We start from the raw sequence: 26,172 nt of genomic DNA, 5'->3' as shown, positions 1-26,172 counted from the left end.
AACAACGCCGCGGGGAGCGATCCCCGCGGCCTTTTGGCATTTCTTTACACGAATAGTCATAACCCTATATTTCACAAGATTATTTTGCGGGCTCGTTTAGAAAGCGTTCGTTTTTTAATCATCCCGTAAAGGTATCATTTCAGGGCGGAATTACCGCTCTGGACAGGACGTAGCCTTATGAAGACACATCCACAGTACGAACCCTGGCTGCAGGGCATGCTCATCATCGCGAAGCACTACCGGCTGGATTTTTCCGCGGAGCATGTTCGGGTCACGATTAACCATGAAAGCCAGTCTCCGCGCCAGCTGGTGCTGGAGGAGATGGCGCGCCAGCTTGGGCTGGGGATGCGTGTGGTGGCGGCGGAAGCGGTATCCCTCGATCCGTGGCGTCTGCCGCTGCTGGCGGAATTCACCGGCGGGCAGATTGCGGTGATCAACCGCATGGACAACGAAGGCAACGTCAGCCTGCAGTTCAGCGGCGATGCGGGGCTGGAGACGACGCTGACGCGCGAGGAGATCGGGTCGCGGTTAAAGGGCCTGATGGTGCTGCGCCCGCTCGAATCCACGCCGGATGCCCGCGTGGATGACTACATCAAACCGTACGAGAAAAACTGGTTCTGGCAGCTGGCGCTGAAGGACTGGCGACGCTACAGCGACATTATGCTGGTGGCGCTGGTCGCCAACGTGCTGGCGCTCTCAGGCATGGTCTTCTCCATGCAGGTGTACGACAGGGTGGTGCCGTCGCAGTCGGAGGCCACGCTGTGGGTGCTGTTTGGCGGCGTGATGATTGCCATCGTGTTCGAATTCATCATGCGTATGCTGCGGGTGCATATTTCTGACGTAGTGGGCAAGCGCGCCGATCTGCGTATCTCTGAACGCGTTTTTGCCCACGCGCTGCGGATTAAAAACGGCGCGCGCTCGAAATCAACCGGATCGTTTATCGCGCAGATCCGCGAGCTGGAGTCGGTGCGCGAGCTGATCACCTCCACCACCATTGCGGCGATTTCCGATCTGCCGTTCTTCCTGCTGTTCGTCTTCATTCTGTGGATGATTGGCGGTCCGCTGGTGCTGGTGGTTCTGCTCGCCGTGCCGCTGCTGCTCATCCCGGGCCTGCTGGTACAGCGCCCGCTGGGGAAACTCTCCAGCGAAGGGATGCGCGAATCCGCCATCCGTAACGCGACGCTGGTGGAAGCGGTGCAGGGCATTGAAGACATCAAGCTGATGCGCGCCGAACAGCGTTTCCAGAACCAGTGGAATAATACCAACGACGTCGCTGCCAGCGTCGGCATGAAGCAGCGCTGGCTGACGGGCCTGCTGCTCACCTGGACGCAGGAGGTGCAGTCCATCGTTTATGCGGTAGTGCTGCTGGTGGGGTGTTATCTGGTCATCAGCGGCGATATGACCACCGGTGCGCTGGTCGGGACCTCGATTCTGGCGTCGCGGACCATTGCGCCGCTGTCGCAGATCTCAGGCGTGCTCTCGCGCTGGCAGTCGGCGAAAGTGGCCCGCAAGGGGCTGGACGATCTGATGCAGCGTCCGATTGACGATCCGCAGCACGGCAAGAAGGTGCACAAGGCCCACCTGCGCGGCGACTATTCGCTTGAGGACGTTGGGTTTTACTACGACGAGGAAGAGAAACTCACCGTGCTCAACATCAGCAAGCTGCAGATCCGCGCCGGGGAGCGCGTGGCGGTGCTTGGACGCAATGGTTCCGGGAAAAGCACGCTGTTACAGCTTCTGGCGGGCATGCAGGAGCCGCAGCAGGGCAGCATTCTGCTGGACGATATTGCGCTCAATCACCTCGACCCGGCCGATGTACGTCGGGATATGCAGCTGCTTAGCCAGCAGGCCCGGCTGTTCTTTGGCTCCGTGCGGGACAACATCCTGATGGGGAACCCGCTCGCCACCGATGACGAAATTCATAAGGCGCTGGTCAACAGCGGCGCGCTGGAGTTTGTGCGCAAGCAGAAAATGGGGCTGAACACCGTCATCAACGAGGGCGGAACGGGCCTCTCCGGCGGACAGCGTCAGGCGCTGCTGCTGGCGCGCGCCCTGATCACCTCGCCAAATATCCTGCTGCTGGACGAGCCTACCGCCTGGCTGGACGAAATGAGCGAGAAGCAGTTTATTCAGCATCTTCACAAATGGCTGGGTAAACGCCGGACGCTGGTCGTGGCGACGCATCGCCTGCCGATTCTGGACCTGGTCGATCGCATCATCGTGCTGGAAAACGGCAAGGTGGTGATGGATGGACCGCGCGACGCTATCCTGCACCAGCACGGTATGGCACCGCAAAAAGCAGCACAGCGCACCGTGACCATGAAGCCGGCGGCGGTTGCAGAGGAGGGCGCGGCATGAATGATTTGTCTCGTTTCAATAGCCGGCTGAAGGAGCCTCGCCTGCCGCGCTCTACCCTGGTGGCATGGTCGCTGTTTGCCCTGCTGGCGGTGTTTATCGCCTGGGCAAGCCTGTTCCATCTGGATGAGGTGACCACCGGCAGCGGTAAGGTGATACCGTCTTCGCATGAGCAGGTCATTCAGTCCCTGGAAGGCGGCATTATCCACAGCCTGATGGTGCGCGAAGGCGACATTGTGGAACGCGGCCAGCAGCTCGCGCAGCTTGACCGGACGAAAACCGAGTCGAGCGTGCTGGAGAGCGAGTCTCGTCTGAATGCGGCGCTGGCAACGGCGGCGCGCCTGAAGGCCGAGGTGAACGACACGGAACTCGCGTTTCCGGAAGAGCTGGATGACGACGTTGAGCTGGTCAAACAGGAAACGGCGCTCTACCAGTCCCGTCGTGAAAGCCTCGAAAAAGGACTGGCCGGTTTGCGTCAGGGGGCCGAGCTGGTGCAGCGCGAACTGTCGTTGACCCGTCCGCTGGTGACCCAGGGAGCGGCCAGCAAGGTGGAGGTGCTGCGTCTTGAGCGTCAGAAAAATGAGCTTGAGAACAAAATCACCGAGATGAAAAACCAGTATTACGTTCGCGCCCGTGAAGAGCTGGCGAAAGCCAATGCGGAGATTGAAGCCCAGCGTTCGGTGATGAAGGGCCGGGAAGACTCTCTGACCCGGCTGACCTTCAATGCCCCGGTTCGCGGGATCGTGAAGGATATCGACGTTACGACCGTGGGAGGCGTCATCCCGCCGAACGGCAAGCTGATGAGTCTGGTTCCGCTTGACGATCAGATGGTGATTGAAGCGAAAATTTCGCCGCGCGATGTGGCGTTTATCCATCCCGGACAGAAGGCGCTGGTAAAAGTGACGGCTTATGACTACTCCATTTACGGCGGGCTGGAAGGGGAAGTGACCATGATTTCGCCGGACACCCTGCAGGATGAGGTGAAAAGAGATGTTTATTACTATCGCGTCTATATCCGTACCGACAGTAACCATCTGACCAATAAGCAAGGTCAGGAATTCCCGGTCTTTCCGGGCATGATAGCTACCGTAGACATTAAAACCGGCAGCAAAACCATTCTGGATTATCTGTTGAAACCGCTGAACAAGGCAAAAGAGGCGCTGCGGGAACGATAGGTTAAGGGCGTTCGGAACACCGAACGCCTGGTGAATTATACGGTTGACGTCATGTTTTGAGCGTGGCGTCGCTCTTTAGGTACGACGTTGATGTAATGGGTAACATACGCAAAATATAATCCGGCATAATTTTCGACAAGTTCGAAAAACGCCGGGTATATCGACATTCGACCATCACCACGATCTTTAAGATAACCCGCCTCTTGTGCCGATTTAATAATTCGGTTGACGTGAATGCGCGAAACAAAAAATTCTTTTGCTAGCGTGCTTGCTGAGTATTCAATGACGGCACCATGGGCAGATTTGTTTTTCATGGCCTGCAGGTAAAGATAAAGCATAATCATACGCCCGCCATCTTTATCGATAAATAATCCCACTTCTGGCAGCACCTTTCGGAACGTTAATCCCCGAAAAAGATATTCAGCCGCACGGCGAAAAAAGTTGTTTCTCGAAATATCATTATCCAGCAGGTTAACATTAATGTTAAATGCTGGGTAAAGAATGCTGACGGGCAAAAAAGCACCGGACATATAACGCTTAAGTTCATTGAGACCTTTTTCAGTTGGCGCGATTCTCGTTTTACGTCGGTCTTCCGTGCAGCGCCAGGTTCTGATGCGCCCGGTGGTTCTGAGTATCGTAATGATCGCAATAACGCTGTTAGGGCTGGCTATCTTATAGCGAGAACATAACTCTTTAATCTCTGAAACTGACTCGGCCTGATTTCCAAAAATAAAGCAACACATGGAGAGAATAATATTGAATCGTGATTCCTGCAGCATTGTCTTGTAGAACAAAGGTTGTTTTTTGTAGATGGTGTCATTAATTGTGTAGTGCTCTAATATTGCCTCACCGAATCGCGGATTGCTCTTTATAACATCCCTTCGATGTAGCAAGGCCCTGGATGAGATATGATTATCCATAGCATTTTTCTCGTATTTGAATGAACCGATAGATGAAGTATCCAGTCTTCTTTTTCGGAATTTTCATTATACCCTGAGAATGAGATGTTTGTCGGGGTTATTTGAAAAGAAAAGTATATTTAAACCGCGGTGATTAACGCAAAGATGTTCCGGTGAGTTCAGCTGATAATTGTTTCGTACCCTGTGGCTGTATTGTAAAATTAATGATTATAAAAGGTGCGGTAAATTTTACGTATTCACAAATGGAAAAGGTGCGTTAGTGCCCAGGAGCAGTTTATGACCCACAAAATTTCTCACAGAAATGGGGCGTGCGATGAACAAAAATTTGTCATTTCAGCCTGCGGTTTTACGTTCCAGGGATATCGTCTGATCCTAAGCCAGTACGAAATAGAGGCTTCGCATCTGCACTTTGAGGGGGATGAGATATCCGAGCGGGATATGGAAAATATCCTTATAAATCAAAATGCTCATATCGTTGTCTTTCTTGGTAAGGGGGTCGTGAATCTCCTGGAAAGCCTGAAGCGTCTGGCATCCGTGCTCAATACACTTCCCGTTATTAGACGTGTCACCCTGTATGGTGACATACCGGATGGCTGGCTGTATCGCACCCTGGGCAGTCTTTTAAATAATAGTTATCAGTTATCATTGATTCGTATAGCCCGCGTTTCAGATATTATAACCTTTATTCATACGCACCATAATGTATTTAAGGACCGTTCGTACTTATTACGCGATCGTTACCGGGATAACTCTTCCCAGGAAAACGTAAAGTGGCTAACAAAAAGAGAGATTGATGTTTTATTAAATTTCTATCGCGGTATGTCAGTAAAAGAAATGTGCGAAAGAATGGGGTTGTCGAATAAAACGGTTTATACCCATCGGAAGGAGGGTGTGCTCAAATTAAACTTAATTAAGCGATGGCTACACGATCCGCATAATTTAAAAGCGGAAGGGCGAATTAAACATCAGCGCCAGAAAACAGAATTCACGGATAAGGAAACAGAAATATTTAATGCGCTACTTAAAAGAGAGATCTTCCCTGCCTATCAGATTATTACCGATCGTGACAAAAAGGGCGTAGGTTTTGAAATACTTATTCGCTGGAATAAAAATGGTAAAATTGTCAAGCCAGCCAGTTTTCTCACGGACATCTCAAATCATGAGATATGGTTAAAAATAACAGCGTTAGTCATCCATGCCGCCGTTTCGGGTATTAATAAGTATAACGGGAAATATTATTTTTCTGTGAACATCCCGCCTCGCCTGGCTTCCGGAAATGCATTGCCTGATATGGCACGCAAAGCCATCGATATGCTGCTCAAACCGCAGTGGGCCGAAAAGCTGGTCTTTGAATTTGCAGAGGATATTGACGTAACGAAGGACAAAAGGATCCCTGAAACCATGCGGCATTTACGTAATACAGGGTGTCGATTGTATCTGGATGACTGCTTCTCAAATCATCAAACCATGTTCCCGGTGCGCCAGGTGCATTTTGATGGACTTAAGCTGGATCGGGACATCGTTGAGCATTTTGTGGCAAACGACAATGACTATAACCTGATTAAAGCGATACAGCTTTATAGCGATATGACCGGAACGGACTGTATTGCCGAGGGGGTTGACAGTGAAGAAAAGTTTGAAAAATTAGTCGCGCTGGGCGTCAAGAATTTTCAGGGGTATTATTTATCGCGGGCCGTGAAAGAGGAAGAGTTAGACCGTATGGTAAGATTGTTTAGTTAGGTAAAAATAAAGCCCCGAAGGGGCTTTTGTTATTTTCGACCCAGCAACAGACCGAGAACAATACCGACAGCACCCGCGGCGACGAGGCCGGTGAGGGGATTATTTCTGACCGCTTCTGTTACATCGGAAACGGCATCGCTGGCCTGCGCGGCATATTTTTTAGCTGCACCTTTTACCTGATGCTTTGGTGAATCAACGAATTCACCAAACTGCTGCTGCGCTGAGCCTGCTAGTTCATCAAATTTATTTTTTGCTTTATCTTCAGCAAACTGGGTGTTTTTATCAGTACCGAAATCAGACATTTTTGCCTCCTTTTGTTGATAATTAAAGGATAGCCGTTCTTTGTGGATACGGGAGACGCAACGCTAAATTCGGCACCTTAAAGGGCGGTTTTCGGATATATCTCTATATCCGGAACCCGTTATTTCTCATTGTCATCCTGACCGTAAAACAGTTTCCCGATGCGGATCAGCGGGCGGCCCTGTGACTTACGGTGCAGGTTACTGTCTCTGAGCGAATAAACGCAGCCGCAGTATTCCTGCTGGTAAAACTGTTCCCGCTTGCTGATCTCAATCATGCGTGAAGAGCCGCCCTGTTTGCGCCAGTTATAGTCCCAGTAAACCATACCCGGATAGCGCGCGGCCGCACGCTGGCCGCAGTCGTTTATCTGCTGCATGTTCTTCCAGCGGGAGATCCCGAGCGAGCTGCTGATGACGCTGAATCCATTCTCTGCCGCATAGAGCGCCGTACGCTCGAAACGCATATCGAAGCACATGGTGCAGCGGACGCCGCGCTCGGGTTCCCATTCCATGCCTTTCGCGCGTTCAAACCAGTTATCGGTGTCGTAATCGGCATCAACAAACGGCACGCCGTGTTTTTCCGCAAAGCGTATATTCTCCTCTTTACGAATGAGGTATTCCTTTTGCGGATGGATATTGGGGTTATAGAAGAAAATGGTGTACTCAATGCCCGACGCCTGGATGGCCTCCATCACTTCACCCGAGCAGGGGGCGCAGCAGGAGTGCAGCAGCAGTTTGTCAGCGCCGTTTGGCAAGGTGAGTTGAGGGCGGATAAAAGGGGCTGTCGTCATGACGTTCTGCACTATGTTTATGAAATTTATGGAAGGGTAGCATAAATTCAGAATCTGTTGAGACGGGATCGACGCAGGAAAGAGCGATCCCGCGGGGCGGGATCTTCTCGGGTATGACGTGCCGCTATTCGGCAAATTTGAGCAACGCTTCTCCGTCAAGACGGTATCGCACCCATTCGGACTGCGGCAGCGCGCCAATGCTCAGATAAAAATCGATGGCGGGCTGGTTCCAGTCCAGCACGCTCCATTCAAGGCGGCCACACTGCCGTTTTACCGCGAGCTGAGCAATATGTTTCAGCAGCGCTCTTCCCGCGCCTTTACCGCGATATTCCGGGGAAACGTAAAGGTCTTCCATATAAATCCCGTTGCGGCCAAGCCAGGTTGAATAGCTGGTGAAGAACACGGCATAGCCGGCGATCTTGCCTTCACACTCCGCGATCAACGCTTCGGTTTTTGTACCTGCGCCAAAGAGCGTTTCCCGGATCTCCTCCGGCGTGGTAACTACTTCTTCCGGGGCTTTTTCATACACCGCCAGCTCGTAAATCATGGCGTAAATGGCCGCCGCATCTTCGGGGCGTGCCTGACGAAGGGTGATGCTCATTGTTTTTCCTGCTTTTTAGCGTGCGTCTTGATTGATGGCGTTAAGCATACGGAGTATTGTCCGAAGAATTAAGTGCAATGAAATCAACATATGATGAATATTATGCATCCGGCCCTGAGACGGCTTGATTTAAACCTGCTGCCCGTTTTCGACGCGATCTACCGCCACCGTTCCGTTCGGCTGGCCGCTGACGAGCTGGCGATGAGCACATCCGCGCTCAGCCATGCGCTGTCGCGCCTGCGCGCCAGCCTGAATGACCCGCTGTTTTTCCGCGCAGGGCATCGTATGTCCCCCAGCGTTTATGCCTCTCAGCTCGCACCTTCGATTGCTTCCGCACTCTCGTTCCTTAATCATGAACTGACCCCGCAGCCGGAGTTTGATGCGGCCAGCAGTACGGAGAGCCTGCAGATTGCGATAACGGACTTTACCGCGCTTTGCATTTTTCCGGCTCTGATGCACAGTCTGCAGCTTACTGCCCCTGGGTTACGCTTTGAATTGCGCTATCTGCCGCACAGTCCGGCGCTGACGGAACTGCTGGCGGGCGAGGTGGATTTGGCGCTGGGCTTCAGCACTCAGGATGATATCCAACACCCGGAACTGGAAGAGATCGACTGGTTTGAAGATGAGTATGTGGTCATCAGCAACGCGCGGCGGACGCGTCTGACGCTGGAGGATTATCTCGCGGCCCGACATCTGGTGGTGACCCCATGGAATGAGAAGCAGGGCGTTCTTGACGTACGGCTTGAGCAGCTAGGCTATACCCGGCAAATCGCGATCAAAACGCCGTCAATGCTCAGCGCACCGTTTATCGTAGCGGAAAGCGACCTGCTGATGGCGATCCCTCGTTACGCCGCTGAGAAGCTGGTTGCGGCAGCAGACCTGAGGATTTTTGCTTTACCGTTTTCGATACGCACGTTTGAAGTGAAAATTTACTCGCATAAGCGCAGCGGCCAGCGGGGCGCAACGCGCTGGCTTCAGGAGGAGCTGCAAATGCTGGCGCAAAATTCCATAAAGGCTTCGACTGCGGCGGGAGGAAGTCGACGTGAAGGCCGCGTGATATAGAGAGGATAGGTTTCGCCCGGCCATTCCGGAAAAATTTCGACCAGCATTCCGTCAGCGATCAGCTGTTCAACGCTGAGTGAAAGCACCTGGGCAATGCCAACGCCACTTACGCAGGACTGAACCATCAGATCGACATCGGTTGTGGTGAGATGGCCACGGGTTTCAACCGTCAGAACTTCCCGACCACGGCGGAATTCCCATTCGAACGGCTTACCGCGGCGAGGATCGATAAACTGGATGCACTCATGACTCTTCAACGCTTCAGGATGCCCCGGTCGCCCATGCCGTTCCAGATAGGCCGGTGATGCTACCGTCAGCACGCGCGTCTTTAACAACAATTTTGACGTAATAGTCGAGGGGAGTTGCGGCCCAAAACGCACCGCAACATCTATTCCCTCCGTCACTAAATCCCCGACGTCCGGTTGCTGGACCACTGTCAGTTCCAGTTCCGGATGACGTTCGCGTAACAGCGGCAGGTTCGGCGCCAAAATATGTCGGGCAAATATTGGATTAAGGCTGACCCTTAATGTACCCCGAACAGCCACGGCGGCACCGGAGACGTAGCTTGCTGCAACTTCGATACCTTCCAGATGTGGCGCGGCGCGCTCATACAAAGCCCGACCTTCATTCGTCAGGTTCAAGGTACGCGTAGTCCGGTTCAGCAAGCGCACGCCTAGCCTCTCTTCAAGCCTGTCTATCGATCTGCTGACGCCAGACGCTGACAGCCCCAGCACCTCACCAGCGCGGCTGAAGCTGCCCGCCTCTACCACCGCGGCCAACACGCTTAATCCTGACAGTAACCGTCCGTCAAAACTCATTCCCGCTCACCTTTGACTTTATGCAAATATAATTTGAATAAAGCTACCTTTATCAAAGATGGCGCGCAACCTATTGTGTCAGCCAATTCGTTGCGAAGAGCAATTTTCACGATCGTCGCCCTGGCGAACCGCGCAACGAACGGCACCACTTAACCCTGAGGAACATGAAATGACAACGATGCGCACACTTTTTAAAGGCGGCATCATCCTGACCCTGGATGCTGACGTACCCAATCTCTCCGTGGGCGATGTGCTTGTGCAGGACGACCGGATAGCGGCTGTCGGCCCGGATCTGCATGCGGATGAAGCCCATGTGATTGACGCCACCGATCATATTGTTATGCCCGGCCTGATTGATGCCCATCACCACGCGTGGCTTGGGGTTATGCGCCGCATGATGCCGGACGCCGACGATCTTTTTGCTTACATTGATGTCGTCGCAGAGAAACTGGGCAAACACTATCGTCCACTGGACATGTACCTGAGTACCATGCTCACGGCACTTGCCTCACTGGACGCTGGTATCACGACCATTATTGATGCCTGCCACAACTCGCGCAGCCCCGAGCACACTGATGCAGCACTAGATGCTCTAAAGGAGAGCGGCATCCGTGCGTTACATATGGTTGGTGCGGCAATGGATAAAGAAGCTCCATCGGCGCATTTGCCTGCCGATTTGGAGCGACTGTCGCGAAGCTGGAATACAAATGACAGCCTTGTGCAGGTTGGTCTGTTTGGTCAGCTTAATCTTGCCTGGTGGGAGATCGCACGCAAGCTCGACATGCGCATTCTGACTGAATTCATCGGCGATCTCGCTAGCCTTGGCCCTGAGTTTGCCAGACCGGGCGTACTGGGCACGGATAACATCTTCAATCACTGCTCAAGAGTTCCTCAGGATACGTGGAAGCTGCTGGCCGATGCACGGGTCAACGTCACGGTCAATCCACGTTCGGATGCGTTATTTGGTTTCGACGATGAAACCTTTGCTTACCAGCAGGCTGTTGATATCGGCTTAACCCCTGCGCTGGGCATCGACCTGGATACGGCGTTTGGCAGCGATATGTTCGGAGAAATGCACGCGCTGTTCGGTCAGCAGCGATCGGCTATGCGCTACCGTCGCTTCCGTTGCGAGGAGAACGTGCCATCTCCCATTACGGCAGAGGCGGTCCTTAAGGCGGCAACTGTGAATGGCGCGCGAGCGGCCGGACTTGAGGACCAGATTGGGACCCTTACGCCAGGAAAGCAGGCCGACATTATCATGATTCGTACTAACGGCGTCGCCGTTTTCCCCGTTACCAACGCGATCGGCACTGTTGTGCAGGCGATTGAACGGTCTGATGTGGATACCGTGATGGTGGCTGGCCAGCTGCGCAAGCGTGCGGGCAAATTAACGGGCATCGATCTGGCGTCGCTGAGTGCGGAGATCATCCGCTCTCGCGATTACCTGCTCAAAGCCAGCGGCTATCACGCCGATCTCTTTACAGCATCTTGATAACTGAGCGGCCCGACACTCCGGGCCGTTCAACTCTCTCACGCCTGTATCATCAAGGAGAATTTGATGGAAGCCCACGTCATAAAGCGGCTAGCGGAGGATAATACTCTGCCCGTGCTTCTTCCCCGCCCGGCAACGGGCATTATCGCCGCGCTATTTTTTGGCTATCTGGCCGTCGGACTGCCGTTGCCGGTGATTCCTTTGTTCATCCACGGCCATCTCGGCTTTAGCAACGTCGTGGTGGGACTGGTAATAGGCATCCAGTTCCTGGCAACGGTGCTCACTCGCGGCTACGCCGGACGGATTACCGACCAGAAGGGCGGCAAATGTTCCGCGCTTCAGGGCGCGATCCTTTCGGCGCTGGCTGGAGGACTCTATCTGGTCGCTTCAGCAACGGACCTTTCACCCACAGCCACACTTTGCATTGTTATCGCAGGGCGTCTGATGGCCGGGTTTGGCGAAAGCCAGTTCGTGACTGGATGCGTGTCATGGGCAATTGCCTCCGTTGGCCCTCAGCGCGCCGGGATGTCTATGTCGTGGACTGGCATCGCTATGTTTGCGGCACTTTCAATCGGTGCTCCTGTTGGAATGGCGTTTTATCAGCATTACAGCCTCGCGACGGCGATGATTGCCTGTATTGCTTCACCGCTATTGGCCACGCTGATTGCATTAGGTACTACATCATATAGATCGCCAGGAGGTCCGCGGCTGCCATTCCATCGCGTAGTAGGGCGCATCTGGCGCGAAGGTCTGGGATTGATGCTGCAGGGTGTCGGGCTTTCCGGGCTTACCGCTTTTGCCTCATTGTACTTTGCAGCACATCACTGGCAGAACGCTGGACTGGTAATGACTGCCTTTGGCCTCGGTTTTATTTTTGTTCGCCTCGCCTTCGGGCATCTGCCAGATCGGCTGGGCGGCTACCGCGTTGCGGTATGGTCCCTGGTGGTTGAAGCTCTCGGTCAGGCAATGTTGTGGCTGGGCTCAAACGAAGGGGGGGCGCTTGCCGGCGCTTTGGTCACCGGGTTGGGCTGTGCGCTGGTATTCCCCGCGCTGGGCGTTGAAGCCTTAAGACGCGTTCCACAAGCCAACCGCGGCAGTGCAATGGGCGCATTCGTTGCCTTTCTGGATATCGCTTATGGAATCGCCGGGCCTGTAGCTGGCCTGATCGCCGGCCAGTTTAGTTATGCCGCTGTATATCTGTCTGGTGCAGTCTGTGCGCTGCTGGGGGCGCTGATTGCGAGCGCGTCTCGCATGCAGCAATCCTGAATAAACATCCGAGCCGGTAGCCCTTGCTGTCGGTTCAATAATCTGGAGAAATTATATGTCACGCATTTTCATCTCCGGTTCGTCTACAGGCCTCGGCCTGATGGCAGCCGAACTGCTGGTTCAACAAGGACATCAGGTTGTATTGCACGCGCGTAATGCCAACCGTGCTGAAGATGCACTGCGCGCCTTACCCCAGGCTGAAGCCGTCGTTGTAGGTGACCTGGAGACCATTGCCGGTGCCAGGGAAACGGCTTTATGCGTCAACGACCTGGGGCATTTCGATGCCGTGATCCACAATGCTGCCGTTGGCTACAACGAAGCCTATCGCGTGACCCGCGACGGGCTGCCGCATGTTTTCGCGATCAACACGCTCTCGGCTTACATACTTACCGCGTTGATTGAACGTCCGCAGCGCCTCGTCTATCTGAGTTCGGGTATGCATCATCATGCCCGGGCAAACCTGGATGATATTCTGTGGCAAAAACGTCGCTGGAATGGTGCTGACGCCTATGCTGAGAGCAAATTACATGACGCTATGCTGGCTTTTGCTCTGGCGCGTCGCTGGCGTAACGTGCGGATCAACAGCCTGGAGCCTGGCTGGGTGCCGACAAAAATGGGTGGGCCGCACGCTCCGGACGATATGGACCTGGCACATCTCACTCAGGCATGGCTCGCAGCCAGCCATGATTCTGCGGCTGATGTGACGGGCAAATATTTCTACCACATGAAGCGCATGGCCGCTAATCCACAGGCTCTCAATGCGGCATTGCAGGATCGTCTCATTGATATTTGTACTGAGATTTCAGGGATAGCGCTGCCGGAGTAATACGTAACGTTAACAAAATGTGTGTTAACTATAAAAAAAGAGTGTTTACATTATATTAATAATAAATGTACCATACCCCCCTATAGTATCAGGAGGGCGTATGCCGCATTCACCCGAAGATAAAAAACGTATTCTTACCCGCGTCCGGCGCATTCGGGGCCAGGTTGATGCCCTTGAACGCGCGCTGGAGTCGGGCGATCCCTGTCTGGCTATCCTGCAGCAAATTGCCGCCGTGCGCGGGGCTGCCAATGGCCTGATGGGCGAAATGGTTGAGATTCACCTCAAAGATGAACTGGTAGCGGGGGAAACCACGCCGGATCAGCGTGCCGTACGCATGGCGGAAGTCGGCCATTTACTGCGCTCTTATCTAAAATAAATCCACATACCTGACAAGAAGGGAAGACATATGAAATCTCGCGCTGCAGTTGCATTTGGCCCTGGCCAGCCGCTCAAAATCGTTGAAATTGACGTGGCACCGCCAAAGAAAGGTGAAGTGCTGATCAAAATTACCCATACCGGCGTATGTCATACCGATGCGTTTACGCTCTCGGGCGACGATCCGGAAGGCGTTTTCCCGGCGGTACTCGGTCATGAAGGCGGCGGGATTGTGGTGGAAGTGGGCGAGGGCGTGACCAGCCTGAAGCCAGGGGATCACGTGATCCCGCTGTACACCGCGGAATGCGGCGAGTGTAAGTTCTGTAAATCCGGCAAAACTAACCTCTGCCAGGCGGTGCGCGCCACTCAGGGGAAAGGGCTGATGCCGGACGGTACCACCCGTTTCTCGTATAACGGCGAGCCGGTTTATCACTACATGGGCACCAGCACCTTCAGCGAATACACCGTTTGCGCGGAGATCTCGCTGGCGAAGGTGAACCCGCAGGCGCCGCTGGACAAAGTCTGCCTGCTGGGCTGCGGCGTAACCACCGGCATCGGCGCGGTGCACAACACGGCAAAAGTTAAAGAGGGCGATACCGTGGCGGTGTTCGGTCTCGGCGGCATTGGTCTGGCGGTGATTCAGGGTGCGGTTCAGGCGAAAGCCGGTCGTATCATCGCGGTCGACACCAACCCGGAGAAATTCAGGCTGGCGGGTGAAATGGGCGCGACCGATTTCGTGAACCCGAAAGATCACGAGAAGCCGATTCAGGACGTCATCGTTGAGATGACCGACGGCGGCGTGGACTTCAGCTTCGAGTGTATCGGCAACGTCAACGTGATGCGTTCCGCGCTGGAGTGCTGCCACAAAGGCTGGGGCGAGAGCATCATTATTGGCGTGGCCGGAGCAGGCCAGGAGATTAAAACCCGTCCATTCCAGCTGGTCACCGGGCGCGTATGGCGCGGTTCCGCGTTTGGCGGCGTGAAGGGGCGTACACAGCTTCCGGGTATGGTTGAAGATGCTATGGTCGGCAAGATTCAGCTCGATCCGTTCATTACCCACCGCTTACCGCTGGAGCAGATTAACGAGGCGTTCGATTTGATGCACGAAGGAAAATCCATCCGTACCGTTATCCATTTCGGCGACAAGTAACTCTTCTGCCAGCGGTTTTTCGCCGCTGGCATTTCTTTAATAATCTTCTCTAAAGTGTGACCAGTGCGGCGTTTTTAGCCGTAATCTAAATCTCTGCCGTGCCGATGACTATTTAACAGGCGTGTTTTTACGCATCTTACCTACAAGAGAGTCGACGGTCATGGACAACACTACTTCGATGCTGGCGCAGCGCAAGCTGGGCTTCTTGCATCACATCAGGCTGGTTCCGCTGTTTTCCTCCATTCTCGGTGGCATTATTCTTCTGTTTGCCTTGAGCTCGGGTCTGGCAGGGTATTTCCTGCTGCAGGCCGATAACGATCAGCAGGATGTCACATCCGAAATTCAGGTGCGTATGGGGCTGTCGAACAGCTCAAACCATCTGCGAACCGCGCGTATTAATCTGATCCACGCCGGTGCGGCAAGCCGAATCGCGGAGATGGATGCGATGAAGCAGAACATCAGCGAGGCGGAAACACGCATTAAGCAGTCTCAGGATAGCTTTACCGCCTACATGAATCGCGCCGTGCGTACCGCCGAGGGCGCAGCGCTGGATGCGGAGCTGAAGACCCGGTATGACGCCTATATCGCGGGCATGCAGCCGATGGTGAAATTCGCCAAAAACGGCATGTTCGAGGCGATTATCAACCATGAAAACGAAACGGCGCGTCCGCTGGACGACGCTTACAACGCCGTACTGCTGAAGGCAATTAAAATCCGTACCGACCGTGCCAATGCGCTAACGGCGCAGGCGCACAGCCGCACGCAGCTGGGCCTGATGTTTATGGTGGGCGCGTTTGCGCTGGCGCTGGTGCTGACGGCGATGACCTTTGTCGTGCTGCGCCGCACAGTAATCAATCCGCTTCAGCGTGCAGCGAAACGTATCGAGAATATCGCTAAGGGCGACCTGACGATGCCGGACGACGTGGCGGGGCGCAGCGAAATTGGCCGCCTGACGCGCGATCTGCAAACCATGCAGCACTCGCTTGAAAAAACGGTCGGCACCGTGCGTCAGGGGGCGGAGGAGATTTACCGCGGCACCAGCGAGATCTCTGCCGGTAACACCGACCTCTCTTCCCGCACCGAGCAGCAGGCTGCCGCCATCGAGCAAACCGCCGCCAGCATGGAACAGCTGACCGCGACGGTGAAGCAGAACGCCGATAACGCCCATCATGCCAGCAAGCTGGCGGAAGATGCCTCCGGTAAGGCCAGTCGCGGCGGTCAGATGGTTTCCGGCGTGGTGAAAACCATGGGCAATATCTCCAGCAGCTCGAAGAAGATCTCTGAAATCACCGCCGTGATTAACAGCATTGCCTTCCAGACCAATATCCTGGCGCTTAACGCGGCGGTAGAAGCGGCGCGGGCGGGCGAGCAGGGGCGCGGATTTGCCGTGGTGGCAAGTGAAGTGCGCACCCTGGCAAGCCGCAGTGCGAATGCCGCAAAAGAGATCGAAAGCCTGATCAACGAATCCGTATCGCTGATCGACCAGGGTTCCGGTGAAGTTGTCGCCGCCGGTAACACTATGAATGAAATCGTCGAAGCGGTTAAACGCGTGACTGACATCATGCTGGAGATTGCCGCAGCGTCCGATGAGCAGAGCCGCGGTATCGTGCAGGTGAGCCAGGCGATTTCCGAGATGGATAAAGTGACCCAGCAGAACGCCTCGCTGGTGGAGGAAGCCTCCGCGGCGGCGGCGTCTCTGGAAGAACAGGGCGCGCGTCTGACCGAGGCGGTCGGCGCATTTCGGTTGAGCAGCAAGACACAGGGGCGTACTCAACCGCAGAACTCCGCAGCGGTAAAACCGGCTGCACTACGTCTGGCGGTTGCAGATAGCGGGGACAACTGGGAGACGTTCTGAGTCGACAGCCGTGTCGGGTGGCGCTTCGCTTACCCGACCTACAAAAACTGACCTACAAAAACTGACCTACAAAAAAGGGACCTTTCGGTCCCTTTTTCACATCTTATTTCTTATCGGGTAATGCGTACGCGATAACGTAATCACCGCGATCCGGCGACTGGCGGGCGCCACCGGCGTTAATGATGATGTACTGCTTACCGGTTTTCGGCGACACGTAGGTCATCGGGCCGGACTGGCTGCCAACCGGCAGGCGGTCTTTCCAGATCTCTTTCCCGGTGGCGGTATCAAACGCGCGCAGGTAGAAATCCTGGGTACCGGCAAAGAACAGCAGGCCGGACTGGGTAGAGAGCGACGCGCCCAGGGTCGGCATACCGATCGGTATTGGCATGTGCATGCGAATGCCCAGCGGGCCGGTATCTTCCACCGTGCCGACAGGAACCTGCCACACCAGCTTGCCGGTTTTCAGGTCAACGGCTGACATGGTGCCAAACGGTGGCTTCTGGCACGGAATACCCAGCGGCGACAGGAAGCGTTCACGCATCGCGCCGAACGGCGTGCCGTCCATTGGAACTATCCCCATCTCAATGCCGCTGGCATTTTTCGCCACGTTCGCGCGCGGCACCATATAGTTTGCCAGACCCAGGCGCATATCGTTGACGAACATCAGGCTGTTGTTCGGGTCAACTGAGACGCTGCCCCAGTTCATCCCGCCGAGTGAGCCAGGGAACTGCAGGGAACGATCGAGACCAGGAGGGGTGAAGACGCCCTGATGACGCATCTCTTTAAACTGAATGCGGCACAGCAGCAGGTCGACAGGCGTCGCGCCCCACATGTCGGATTCGGTCAGCGTCTGGTTGCCAATCATCGGCATGCCGACGGAGTACGGCTGGGTCGGGGAATAGCGTTCACCTTCAACGTTACCCGCCGGGACAGGGCGTTCCTCTACCTTCGCGACCGGCTTACCGGTTTCGCGGTTAAGCATGAAGATCATGCCCTGCTTGCTGGTCTGCACCAGCACAGGCGTGGTGCCGCCCTTACCGTCAGGCAGGTCGTACAGCAGCGGCTGGGAAGGCAGGTCGAAGTCCCACAGGTCGTGGTGGGTAGTCTGGAAATGCCAGCGAACCTGACCGGTGGCCGCGTCGACGGCGACGATGGATGAACTGTACTTATCGTCCAGCGCGGTACGCTCTCCCGCCCAGAAGTCTGGCGTGGCGTTGCCGGTTGGCAGGTAGATTAGATTCAGTTTGGCGTCGTAAGACATCGCTGACCAGACGTTCGGCGTACCGCGGGTGTAGGTCTGGCCTTCCGGCGGCAGGCCGGTCAGGTTCGGATTACCCGGATCCCACGCCCAGGCCAGCTTACCGGTGTGAACGTCGTAGGCGCGCACAACGCCCGGCGGCTCGCCGGTTGAGTAGTTATCCGCGACGCGACCGCCGACGACGACAACGTTCCCGGCAACCAGCGGCGTGGAGGTTTGCTGATAATATCCGGGCTTAATCTCACCCATGCCGACGCTCAGATCCACGGTGCCATGGTCGCCGAAGTCGTCGCAGACCTTGCCGGTATCCGCGTTGATCGCAATCAGACGGGCATCGGTAGTGGGCAGGAACAGGCGGCGAGGGCATGCCGCAGGCTGCGTTTCTGCCTGTGACGTTGTCACGCTGGAGTGGTCTTCAAAATAGCCCAGACCGCGACAGCGCTGCCAGTTAGGGGCCGTGGCTTTGGAATCGTAGCGCCATTTTTCTTTACCGGAATCCACGTCCAGCGCCACAACTTTACTGTATGGGGTACAGACGTACAGCGTGTCGCCAATCTGCAGAGGGGTGTTCTGATCTTCCGCACCCGAGCCGTTGCTCTGCGGAATATCGCCGGTGTGCGCAACCCACGCGACTTTCAGATCGCGGACGTTTTGCTTGTTAATCTGGTCCAGCGCGGCGAAACGGTCGCCGTGGGTGGTATTGCCCCAGTGCTCCCAGTTCTTTTGCTGCTCGCCAGGGGCGACGGGTTTCACCGGAACGGGCTCGTTGGCAGCCACGAGGGTCTGAGGCTTAAACATCCAGCCCAGGCTGGCCAGCATGGCCACCGCGAGCAGGGCCGCGACGCCAAAGGCGGGCGTCTTGTTCGGTGCAGCGTAGTTTGCCGTGCGCAGGAAGGGCCAGACGATGGCGCACAGGAACGCCAGTACGGCAAAGGTAAACAGGCGGGAGAAGAGCGGCCAGAAATCCCAACCCGCATCGCTTACCGCCCAGAATAGCGAGGCGATAAACGCGATGCCGTAAAGCACAATCCCGCTGGTGCGGTTGAGGAAAATCAGGATCGCGGCAATCACCATTACCACGCCCATTATCAGGAAGTAACTACTTCCGCCCACGGTGGCGAGCTTTAAGCCCAACCCGCCGACGGCCAGACCGATGAGCATCATCAGTCCGGCAAGAAGCCACTGCAGAATACGAGGTATCCCGCGCGGCGCGCTGCCAAATGCCATTTCTGTCTCCTTAGCTCCCCCCGCTGTGTCGGGTATGTACCAGTTGGGTAATAAATGCGGTGGGATTGATGGTTAATACCGGTGAATTCGTTTATATCAAATAATTTGCGAACCATTTGGTGAATTCGCCGCTATGATAAAACTGTTAAATTGTTTTAAGCAATTGTTAATGATTTATTCCGCATTATTTGATTAACGCACAGGTCAACCCCCTCGCCCCTGAGGGGAGAGGGTCAGGGCGAGGGGCAAAAAGGTTCTAAACCGGCATTGATTTACGGATGGCGCTCAGCAGCGTCTGCGCACCCGTTGAGAGTGGGGTGTCGACGCGGGTCAGTATGCCGATAGGTTCACCGGGGCCAGGGGAGGTAATCGGCAGCGCGATCAGCGTTGCCTGGCGTAAATCATCTTTTACCGCCCCGGAAGGGACGAACCAGACGTAGTCATAATCCAGCGTAAGCTGGCGTGAAAGCGAGGCTGACAGCGTTTCGATACACCCTGAGGGCAGCGTACACCCCTGCATTTGCAGCAAGGTTTCGGCGGTCTGGCGCGGGACGGTCCCTTTGGGGCACACCACCACCGGCCACTCCATGACGCGGCTTAACGTCACCGTGTCCTGCAGCAGCGGGTGATCGGGACGAACCACCAGCTTCAGGGACTCCAGGAACAGCAGTTCGTAATTGAGACCCACCATCAGTTCAGGGTCGGACATGCGGCCGATACCAATATCCAGCTCGCACGATTTCAGCCCCGCGAGCAGCATGGTGTTATTCATGGTGGCAACCTGAATCGTGGTATGCCGTTGCTGCTTGTGGAACTGGCCAATCACCGGCGGAAGAATGCCGAGCGCGGCGGTGGGCAAGGCCCCGACGCGGACGACCTCGCTGGTGTGTTCTTCTTTTCGGTGCAGGGACTGGCCTGCGGTATTGAGCGCATCCAGCACCTTAACGGCGTGCGTAAGGAACTGTTCGCCCACGATGGTAAGCTGCGCCCCCAGCCGACCGCGGTCAAAAAGACGGGCGCCGGTTAGCTGTTCAAGCTCGTTGAGGGTTTTTGAGAGCGCAGGCTGGCTCAGGTTAAGAGTTTCAGCCGCACGCCCCAGCGTTCCCTGTTGAGCGACGGCCACAAATGTATGCAAATGGCGCAAACGTATGCGCTGACTGAACAGACCATTTTTTTCCATAGGCGATGTTAAAAACAGAGCGATGCGGGTGACAAGTTAAGTTATTTAATTTTGATAACCTGATAGCAAAATATTTTTAACATTTGATCTGTTTGAGTTACAACATGTTTTTCGGCGGGGAATAAGAGCGAACGTCCTTGTTCATTTATTGCTCATTGCTGAGGGGAAAGGGTTAAGCGGTTAGATTACGCCGTCACCGCCGTCAGAACACCACACCTGGCCGGACGTAAACGAACATTCATCCGAGGCCAGCGTGACGTACAGCGGGGCGATCTCGACGGGCTGACCCGGACGTCCCAGCGGCGTATCGCCGCCAAACTCCTTCACTTTTTCCATCGGCTGGCCGCCGCTGGACTGCAGCACCGTCCAGTATGGGCCGGGAGCGACCGCGTTGACGCGAATGCCTTTCGGACCCAGCTGCTTGGCTAAGGATTTGGTAAATACCGCCAGACAGGCTTTGGTCTGGGCGTAGTCCAGCAGCACCGGGCTTGGCTTCACGGCCTGAACGGAGGAGGTATTAATGATAACGGACGAGGCCTTCAGGTGCCGCAGCGCCGCCTTCGTGATCCAGAAAGGGGCATATACGTTGGTTTTAAACGTCGCGTCAAAATCTTCGGTAGTCAGCTCTTCAAGGGATTCACGGAACTGCTGGCGACCGGCGTTGTTGACCAGAATATCCAGCCCGCCCAGCTTCGAGACGGCTTCTTCGACCAGGTTCTGGCAGAAGGTTTCGTCCCGAACGTCCCCCGGCAGCGCGACGGCGTTCCGGCCTTCGGCTTTGATCAGGTCGATGACCTCCGCGGCGTCTTTTTCCTCTTCAGGCAGATAGTTAATCGCCACGTCAGCGCCTTCACGGGCATAGGCGATGGCCACTGCGCGACCGATACCCGAGTCACCGCCGGTGATCAGCGCTTTTTTACCGGCCAGGCGGCCATGCCCTTTGTAGCTGGTTTCCCCGTGGTCGGGTACAGGCTGCATTTCGGATGCCAGTCCCGGTGGCGTTTGTGGCTGTTCCGGGAACGGGGGCTGCGGATAAGCGTTCGTACGTTGTTGGGTATCACTCATAGCTGACTCCTTAAGCCAAGGGGTGAGATTTGATGGATAACTGCAGCGTTAACGCTTCGCTGAATTATTTCTGCAAACGATCGACGCGGACGACGGCAGGAGATGATTTTTTATCAAGCGAACCGTTGATGCTGATCATCTGGTCGGGTTTTACCGTTCTGCCATCGAAGACTGCCTGGGGAATAATAACGTCGATTTTTCCGGTTTTATCCTGAAATACAAACTTATCGCCGCTACCGTCAATAAGATTACCGCGCAGTGAAATGGTCGCACCGTCGTGCAGTTGTTTTGCCTGATCGATGGTCATAATACGCGCGTCATCGGTTCCGCGATATCCGCTATCCAGCGCATGGGGTGGCGGCGGAGCTTCACCTTTTTGTAACCCGCCGTTATTATCTGCGAAGGCGGCCGGAACCAGAAATATCATAAAAGCGGAAATAAGCGATAATTTCATCGGATATCCTTCATTTTGGGTGTCTTGACTTATTAAGTATTGTTGCTATTTCTTTATGTGGCAAATGTGATAAGTCCTAAAAACATTCGCGTGAGAAATCAAACTTATCGGATAATAAGCGAAACGGTGACGATGACCATGAAGCGTGAAAATGAAAAGTTGCCCGGGATAGATGAGAGTTTTCGCTTGCTGACGTTTGAATACGCGTTTCGTCAGGTGGGTTTTATTGTTCTGCTGGCTATTATCATCGCGGCTATCGCCGGTCTGTTTTCAAGCGGGTGGGTCAGCGATACGGTCAAAACCAATTCCGCAAAATCACTGACCATAAGCTATGAACGGTTTGGCCGACGGGAGACGGAGACGCGAATGGAGCTGGCGTTCCCGGTGCAATCAGAGGGTAAGTATGTTCTCAGTATGGCCAGCGAGAGCAACGATGTTTACGAGCCTGGCAGCGTCTGGCCGCAGCCTGACAGCATGTTCAGCCGGGGCAAGACCCTCTATTTTGTCTATAACAACCTGAAAAAGTCAGACCGCTTCGCGGTGTTATTCTTCACCACGCCTTCGAGAGCCGGTAAATGGAACACAACCATCCGTATTAACAGCGAGCCGGAGATAACCTTCTGGCAATTTATTTACCCCTAGGAGGCTGATATGGATATGGTCTTTCGTGCGCTGGCGATTTATCTGTTCCTCGTGGTGGTTTTTAAAGTGGCCGGGCGGCGTGCGCTGCTGCAGATGACCAGCTTCGATCTCATTCTGCTCCTGATAATTAGTGAAGCTACTCAGCAGGCGCTTCTCGGGCAAGATTTTTCCGTCACCGGTGCGATGATTACGATTACCACCCTGGTGGTAGTGGATATTATTTTTGGCCTTATGAAGAAGTATTTTTCCCCGGTGGAGAATATTCTGGACGGCACTCCCGTGATTCTTGTGGAAAACGGCGTACCCCTGGCTGATAAACTCAAAAAGGTCGATGTCTCTTGCGATGATATTCTGGTGTCAGCGCGTCAAAATAATGGTATTAACGAAATAAGCCAAATTAAATATGCCATACTGGAGCGCAATGGACATATTTCAATCATTCCATTCGAGAAATAAGAGGCGCAAAGATGAGCAATCTTTTTCACGACAACAATTATACCGTGGGTGAACTGACGAAAAAACTGGCGAGCAAATTAACCGATCTCGGGCTTCGCTTAACCACGGCGGAATCCTGTACCGGCGGAAAGCTATCGGTAGCACTTTGTGCCGAAGAGAACACGGCCGATTTTTATGATGTTGGCCTGGTCGTATTCAGCGACGAAGCCAAAGCACGGATCCTCGGCGTTCGTCCTGAGACGCTCGCGCGGTATACCGCGGTCAGTGAGCAGACGGTGACCGAGATGGCCGCCAGCATCCGCGACATCGCCCAGGCTGATATCAGTATCGCCATCAGCGGCTATGCTGGCCCGGAAGGGGGCGACGATGGCACGGCGGCGGGGACGGTCTGCTTTGCGTGGAACATTCGCGGCGAGACGCAAACCCGCACCGTACTGTTTTCCGGAGACTGTCAGGACGTGGTGGAAAAAGCGGTGCATTTTTCGCTGGCCGAGCTGGTGACAGCATTGTCGGACGGGCATAACGGTTGAGTTTACGTGGAGGTTCTATGGCTGTCATAGTAATTACCGGTGGGACGGCGGGCGTGGGAAAAGCCACGGCGCTGCGCTTCGCAAAAGCAGGTTACGATGTCGGCCTTATCGCCCGCGATGAGGCCAGCCTGCACTCAACCCAGGAAGAGCTGCGCCGCTTCGGCGTAAATGCACACGCCGTGCAGGCTGACGTCGCCGACAGTCAGGCGGTGGTGGATGCGGCTAACGAGATTGAGTATCGCCTCGGCGCGATTGATGTCTGGGTGAACAACGCCATGGGGGCCGTGCTGGCGCCGTTTCGCACCCTTACGCCGGACGAGTTTCGTCGCGTGACTGAGGTGACGTACCTCGGCTACGTGAACGGTACCCGCGCGGCTCTCGAGCTCATGGTTCCGCGCGACAGGGGCGTGATTATCCAGGTAGGGTCCGCGCTGGCCTACCGTTCCATTCCCCTGCAGTCCGCCTACTGCGGGGCCAAAGCGGCGATCCGCGGGTTTACCGATGCAGTGCGTACCGAGCTGATGCATGAAAACAGCCGGGTTCAGCTTTCGATGGTGCAGATGCCGGGGCTTAACACGCCGCAGTTTGAATGGGCAAGGAACAAGTTCGCGTGGGCAATGCGCCCGGTACCGCCGGTGTTCGAGCCTGAAGTCGCCGCCAGCGCCATCTTCAGGGTGGCGCAAAAGCCGGTGCGCGAGCTGTGGGTTGGCAGCAGCACCATTCAGTCGATTGTCGGGCAGTTCCTCTTCCCGGGTTTTCTGGACAGGCTGATGGTGAAGAAAGCCTGGGAAGGCCAGATGACCGACGATATGAACGCGCCGGACCGTCGGGATTATCTCGACCAGCCGGTTAACGACCTGCACAAAATCCATGGCCGTTTCACTGATGAAGCGAAAACCCGCGCGTCGTCCGTGACCTCCGGTATGCCGGGCAAAGTGGCGTTAGGGGGGCTGGCGTTGGCGGGTATTGTGTTGACGCGTTTGCTCACCCGCCGGAAACCGTAATCAGCGCAGCGCGCTGCGGTGCGTCCAGAACCAGCGATAGCCGTAGCCGCCAAGGCTGAGCTCAACGGTTTTACCGCAAACCAGCGCGTCATCGTAGCGTTTGTCCGCAAGACAGGCGGTCCAGGTGGCGTTGCGGATCCCCTTGACGGTGAACCGTACCGGCTGGTCGCTGAAGTTAACAAAGGTCAGGATGCTGCGTTCTTCGGTCTCGTAATAGATTCCCAGCACCGCGTCATTATCGATCGTGAGGAGCCGAAAGGGCGCAACGGCGATTTCGGGGAACTCCGAACGGGTATTGGCGATATCAATGATCCGGTGCAGAAGCGAGTTGCGGTGGAGGAGCGAATCGGCGACGTTGATTTTCTGATAGCGATAAGGGCCGCGGTCGATAATCGGCGCGATAAATTTTTTCGGGTCGGCAGCCGAAAAACCGCCGCCTTGCGATCCCGCCCACTGCATCGGGGTGCGCACAGCGTAGCGCTCCTCCAGATCGAGGTCATCCCCCATGCCGATCTCATCGCCATAGCGCATCACCGGAACGCCGGGCAGGGAAAAGAGTACCGCGTGGCAGAACGCCAGCCGCTTCAGATCGCCATTGAGCATCGGCGCCAGGCGGCGGCGGATCCCGCGCTGGTAGACGTTCATCTCCTCATCAGGGGCGAAGGTATCGAGGACAAACTGTTTGTCTTTCTGGCTGATGCCCTCCAGATCCAGCTCGTCGTGATTGCGCAGCCAGTTGGCAAAACAGCATGAATCGGGCGGGACGATCATCTTCTTCACCGCGTTGCGCAGCGGACGGGCGCTTTTGCGGGCCAGGCTGACGTAAAAATACTTGTTGAGCCAGAAGTTGAGCACCAGATTCAGGCGGTCATTATTGCCAAAGTAGTCCTGATAGGCCTCCACCTCGACATCGACCTCACCCAGCAGGATCGCGTCCGGGTTGTGTTGCTCGATAAGACGACGCATATGCTCGAGGATCCACAGGCCCTTTTTTTCATCACCTTTTCCCGCCTGGGTGGTCAGGTGGGAGGCGGCATCCAGGCGGAACCCCGATACGCCCAGCTTGAGCCAGAAGAGGATGATGTTCTCAATCTCTTTCAGCACCGCGGGCGAGGTCAGGTTCAGGTCCGGTTCGTGGCGATAGAACATGTGCCGGTAGTATTGTCCCGCCTCGTCGTCCCAGCTCCAGATGCTCTTTTCGACGCCGGGAAACATGGGGGGCGTATCGTCCTCGTCACTATCTGACCAGAGGTAGTAATCCCGGTAGGGTGACGCCGGGTTGCGGCGGGCCTGCTGGAACCAGGGATGCGCGTCGGAGGTGTGCTGGATCAGCAGCTCGATAATGACCTGCATGCCCAGCTCGCGGGCCTGTTCGATAAAGGCGATGATATCGGCCAGCTTTCCGAATCGAGGGTCCACCTGGAGATGGTCGCTGACGTCATAGCCTTCATCAAGAAAGGGCGTGAGGTAAAACGGGGTGATCCAGATAACCGTCGCCCCCATGCGGCGAATGTAGCGCAGCTTGGCCGCTATCCCGGCGATGTCCCCGCAGCCATCGCCGTTCAGGTCATAAAAGAGTGCGGTATCAATCTGGTAAATAATGGCCCGTGTATGCCAGTCCGTCATAGCGT

Annotated in this window: 24 protein-coding genes; 14 read left to right on the top strand and 10 right to left on the bottom strand. The window is 55.4% G+C overall.

Going from position 1 to position 26,172, the window contains the following annotated elements:
- Positions 1-177: 177 nt before the first annotated feature.
- Together UR504_RS01280 and UR504_RS01275 are read left to right on the top strand one after the other, a co-directional pair.
- On the top strand, positions 178-2,358 hold the full coding sequence (locus tag UR504_RS01280) for a type I secretion system permease/ATPase (protein ID WP_320739195.1): 2,181 nt from the start codon (positions 178-180) through the stop codon (positions 2,356-2,358).
- Positions 2,355-3,530, top strand: a complete 1,176-nt coding sequence (locus UR504_RS01275) for an HlyD family type I secretion periplasmic adaptor subunit (RefSeq protein ID WP_115875014.1) — start codon at positions 2,355-2,357, stop codon at positions 3,528-3,530. Before UR504_RS01280 ends, UR504_RS01275 begins: the two co-directional genes overlap by 4 nt.
- 35 nt (positions 3,531-3,565) lie before the next feature.
- Here UR504_RS01275 and UR504_RS01270 read toward each other — a convergent pair whose 3' ends face one another.
- The gene (locus tag UR504_RS01270) at positions 3,566-4,450 is read right to left on the bottom strand and encodes a MarR family transcriptional regulator (RefSeq protein WP_320739193.1); all 885 of its coding nucleotides are present in this window, start codon (positions 4,448-4,450) and stop codon (positions 3,566-3,568) included.
- Positions 4,451-4,726: 276 nt separating this feature from the next.
- Between UR504_RS01270 and UR504_RS01265 the strand changes: the two genes are divergently transcribed.
- A complete protein-coding gene (locus tag UR504_RS01265) occupies positions 4,727-6,190 on the top strand; it encodes an EAL domain-containing protein (protein WP_115875016.1) in 1,464 nt (487 codons plus the stop codon).
- A 29-nt stretch (positions 6,191-6,219) separates the two neighbouring features.
- Here UR504_RS01265 and UR504_RS01260 read toward each other — a convergent pair whose 3' ends face one another.
- From UR504_RS01260 to UR504_RS01250, 3 genes are all read right to left on the bottom strand, one after another.
- Positions 6,220-6,492, bottom strand: a complete 273-nt coding sequence (locus UR504_RS01260; RefSeq protein ID WP_023311651.1) for a DUF883 family protein — start codon at positions 6,490-6,492, stop codon at positions 6,220-6,222.
- 119 nt (positions 6,493-6,611) lie between these two features.
- Positions 6,612-7,280 carry an epoxyqueuosine reductase QueH gene (locus UR504_RS01255; RefSeq protein WP_008502293.1) on the bottom strand — a complete coding sequence of 223 codons (669 nt, stop codon included), beginning with the start codon at positions 7,278-7,280 and terminating at the stop codon, positions 6,612-6,614.
- Between the two features lie 124 nt (positions 7,281-7,404).
- Positions 7,405-7,881 (bottom strand): GNAT family N-acetyltransferase, encoded by a 477-nt coding sequence (locus tag UR504_RS01250; RefSeq protein ID WP_111964655.1) that lies wholly within the window; start codon positions 7,879-7,881, stop codon positions 7,405-7,407.
- Positions 7,882-7,971: 90 nt separating this feature from the next.
- On the opposite strand from UR504_RS01250, the gene UR504_RS01245 reads away from it, so the two are divergent.
- Positions 7,972-8,943 carry a LysR family transcriptional regulator gene (locus UR504_RS01245; protein WP_320739192.1) on the top strand — a complete coding sequence of 324 codons (972 nt, stop codon included), beginning with the start codon at positions 7,972-7,974 and terminating at the stop codon, positions 8,941-8,943.
- Here UR504_RS01245 and UR504_RS01240 read toward each other — a convergent pair.
- Complete coding sequence (locus UR504_RS01240; RefSeq protein WP_223582211.1) at positions 8,856-9,761, bottom strand: LysR family transcriptional regulator; 906 nt, start codon at positions 9,759-9,761, stop codon at positions 8,856-8,858. The genes UR504_RS01245 and UR504_RS01240 overlap by 88 nt on opposite strands.
- A gap of 169 nt (positions 9,762-9,930) precedes the next feature.
- Between UR504_RS01240 and UR504_RS01235 the strand changes: the two genes are divergently transcribed.
- The 6 genes from UR504_RS01235 to UR504_RS01210 all read left to right on the top strand — a co-directional run bounded on the left by UR504_RS01235 (position 9,931) and on the right by UR504_RS01210 (position 16,725).
- Positions 9,931-11,253, top strand: a complete 1,323-nt coding sequence (locus UR504_RS01235) for an amidohydrolase family protein (protein WP_302234944.1) — start codon at positions 9,931-9,933, stop codon at positions 11,251-11,253.
- Positions 11,254-11,367: 114 nt separating this feature from the next.
- Complete coding sequence (locus UR504_RS01230; RefSeq protein ID WP_302234945.1) at positions 11,368-12,519, top strand: arabinose transporter; 1,152 nt, start codon at positions 11,368-11,370, stop codon at positions 12,517-12,519.
- Positions 12,520-12,574: 55 nt separating this feature from the next.
- Positions 12,575-13,345: an SDR family NAD(P)-dependent oxidoreductase gene (locus UR504_RS01225; RefSeq protein ID WP_136194840.1), complete on the top strand. Its 771-nt coding sequence runs from the start codon at positions 12,575-12,577 to the stop codon at positions 13,343-13,345.
- A 100-nt stretch (positions 13,346-13,445) separates the two neighbouring features.
- Complete coding sequence (locus tag UR504_RS01220) at positions 13,446-13,721, top strand: metal/formaldehyde-sensitive transcriptional repressor (RefSeq protein WP_021242544.1); 276 nt, start codon at positions 13,446-13,448, stop codon at positions 13,719-13,721.
- Between the two features lie 30 nt (positions 13,722-13,751).
- On the top strand, positions 13,752-14,870 hold the full coding sequence (locus tag UR504_RS01215) for an S-(hydroxymethyl)glutathione dehydrogenase/class III alcohol dehydrogenase (RefSeq protein WP_021242543.1): 1,119 nt from the start codon (positions 13,752-13,754) through the stop codon (positions 14,868-14,870).
- Positions 14,871-15,030: 160 nt separating this feature from the next.
- Positions 15,031-16,725 carry a methyl-accepting chemotaxis protein gene (locus UR504_RS01210; RefSeq protein ID WP_320739189.1) on the top strand — a complete coding sequence of 565 codons (1,695 nt, stop codon included), beginning with the start codon at positions 15,031-15,033 and terminating at the stop codon, positions 16,723-16,725.
- 103 nt (positions 16,726-16,828) lie between these two features.
- On the opposite strand, the gene UR504_RS01205 is transcribed toward UR504_RS01210, so the two are convergent.
- The 4 genes from UR504_RS01205 to UR504_RS01190 all read right to left on the bottom strand — a co-directional run bounded on the left by UR504_RS01205 (position 16,829) and on the right by UR504_RS01190 (position 21,909).
- Positions 16,829-19,210, bottom strand: a complete 2,382-nt coding sequence (locus tag UR504_RS01205; protein ID WP_320739187.1) for a glucose/quinate/shikimate family membrane-bound PQQ-dependent dehydrogenase — start codon at positions 19,208-19,210, stop codon at positions 16,829-16,831.
- Positions 19,211-19,466: 256 nt separating this feature from the next.
- Positions 19,467-20,390 (bottom strand): LysR substrate-binding domain-containing protein, encoded by a 924-nt coding sequence (locus UR504_RS01200; protein WP_302234947.1) that lies wholly within the window; start codon positions 20,388-20,390, stop codon positions 19,467-19,469.
- 180 nt (positions 20,391-20,570) lie between these two features.
- Positions 20,571-21,455, bottom strand: coding sequence for an SDR family oxidoreductase (locus UR504_RS01195; protein ID WP_021242539.1), 885 nt, complete (start codon positions 21,453-21,455; stop codon positions 20,571-20,573).
- A gap of 64 nt (positions 21,456-21,519) precedes the next feature.
- Complete coding sequence (locus UR504_RS01190; protein ID WP_045910503.1) at positions 21,520-21,909, bottom strand: YdeI family stress tolerance OB fold protein; 390 nt, start codon at positions 21,907-21,909, stop codon at positions 21,520-21,522.
- Between the two features lie 138 nt (positions 21,910-22,047).
- On the opposite strand from UR504_RS01190, the gene UR504_RS01185 reads away from it, so the two are divergent.
- The 4 genes from UR504_RS01185 to UR504_RS01170 are packed head-to-tail and all read left to right on the top strand — an operon-like array spanning position 22,048 to position 24,541.
- A complete protein-coding gene (locus tag UR504_RS01185; protein ID WP_127730800.1) occupies positions 22,048-22,551 on the top strand; it encodes a hypothetical protein in 504 nt (167 codons plus the stop codon).
- A gap of 9 nt (positions 22,552-22,560) precedes the next feature.
- Positions 22,561-23,007: a DUF421 domain-containing protein gene (locus UR504_RS01180; RefSeq protein WP_127730802.1), complete on the top strand. Its 447-nt coding sequence runs from the start codon at positions 22,561-22,563 to the stop codon at positions 23,005-23,007.
- 11 nt (positions 23,008-23,018) lie between these two features.
- Complete coding sequence (locus tag UR504_RS01175) at positions 23,019-23,537, top strand: 2-oxo-tetronate isomerase (protein ID WP_133294380.1); 519 nt, start codon at positions 23,019-23,021, stop codon at positions 23,535-23,537.
- Positions 23,538-23,554: 17 nt separating this feature from the next.
- Complete coding sequence (locus UR504_RS01170) at positions 23,555-24,541, top strand: SDR family oxidoreductase (protein ID WP_320739184.1); 987 nt, start codon at positions 23,555-23,557, stop codon at positions 24,539-24,541.
- On the opposite strand, the gene UR504_RS01165 is transcribed toward UR504_RS01170, so the two are convergent.
- Positions 24,542-26,167, bottom strand: coding sequence for an alpha-amylase family protein (locus UR504_RS01165; RefSeq protein WP_320739182.1), 1,626 nt, complete (start codon positions 26,165-26,167; stop codon positions 24,542-24,544).
- Positions 26,168-26,172 lie beyond the last annotated feature (5 nt).

The sequence above is a fragment of the Enterobacter sp. 241F3 genome, from assembly GCF_034106785.1.
GTDB classification, from domain to species: domain Bacteria; phylum Pseudomonadota; class Gammaproteobacteria; order Enterobacterales; family Enterobacteriaceae; genus Enterobacter; species Enterobacter vonholyi.
This window is presented reverse-complemented; position numbering and strand designations above follow the sequence as displayed.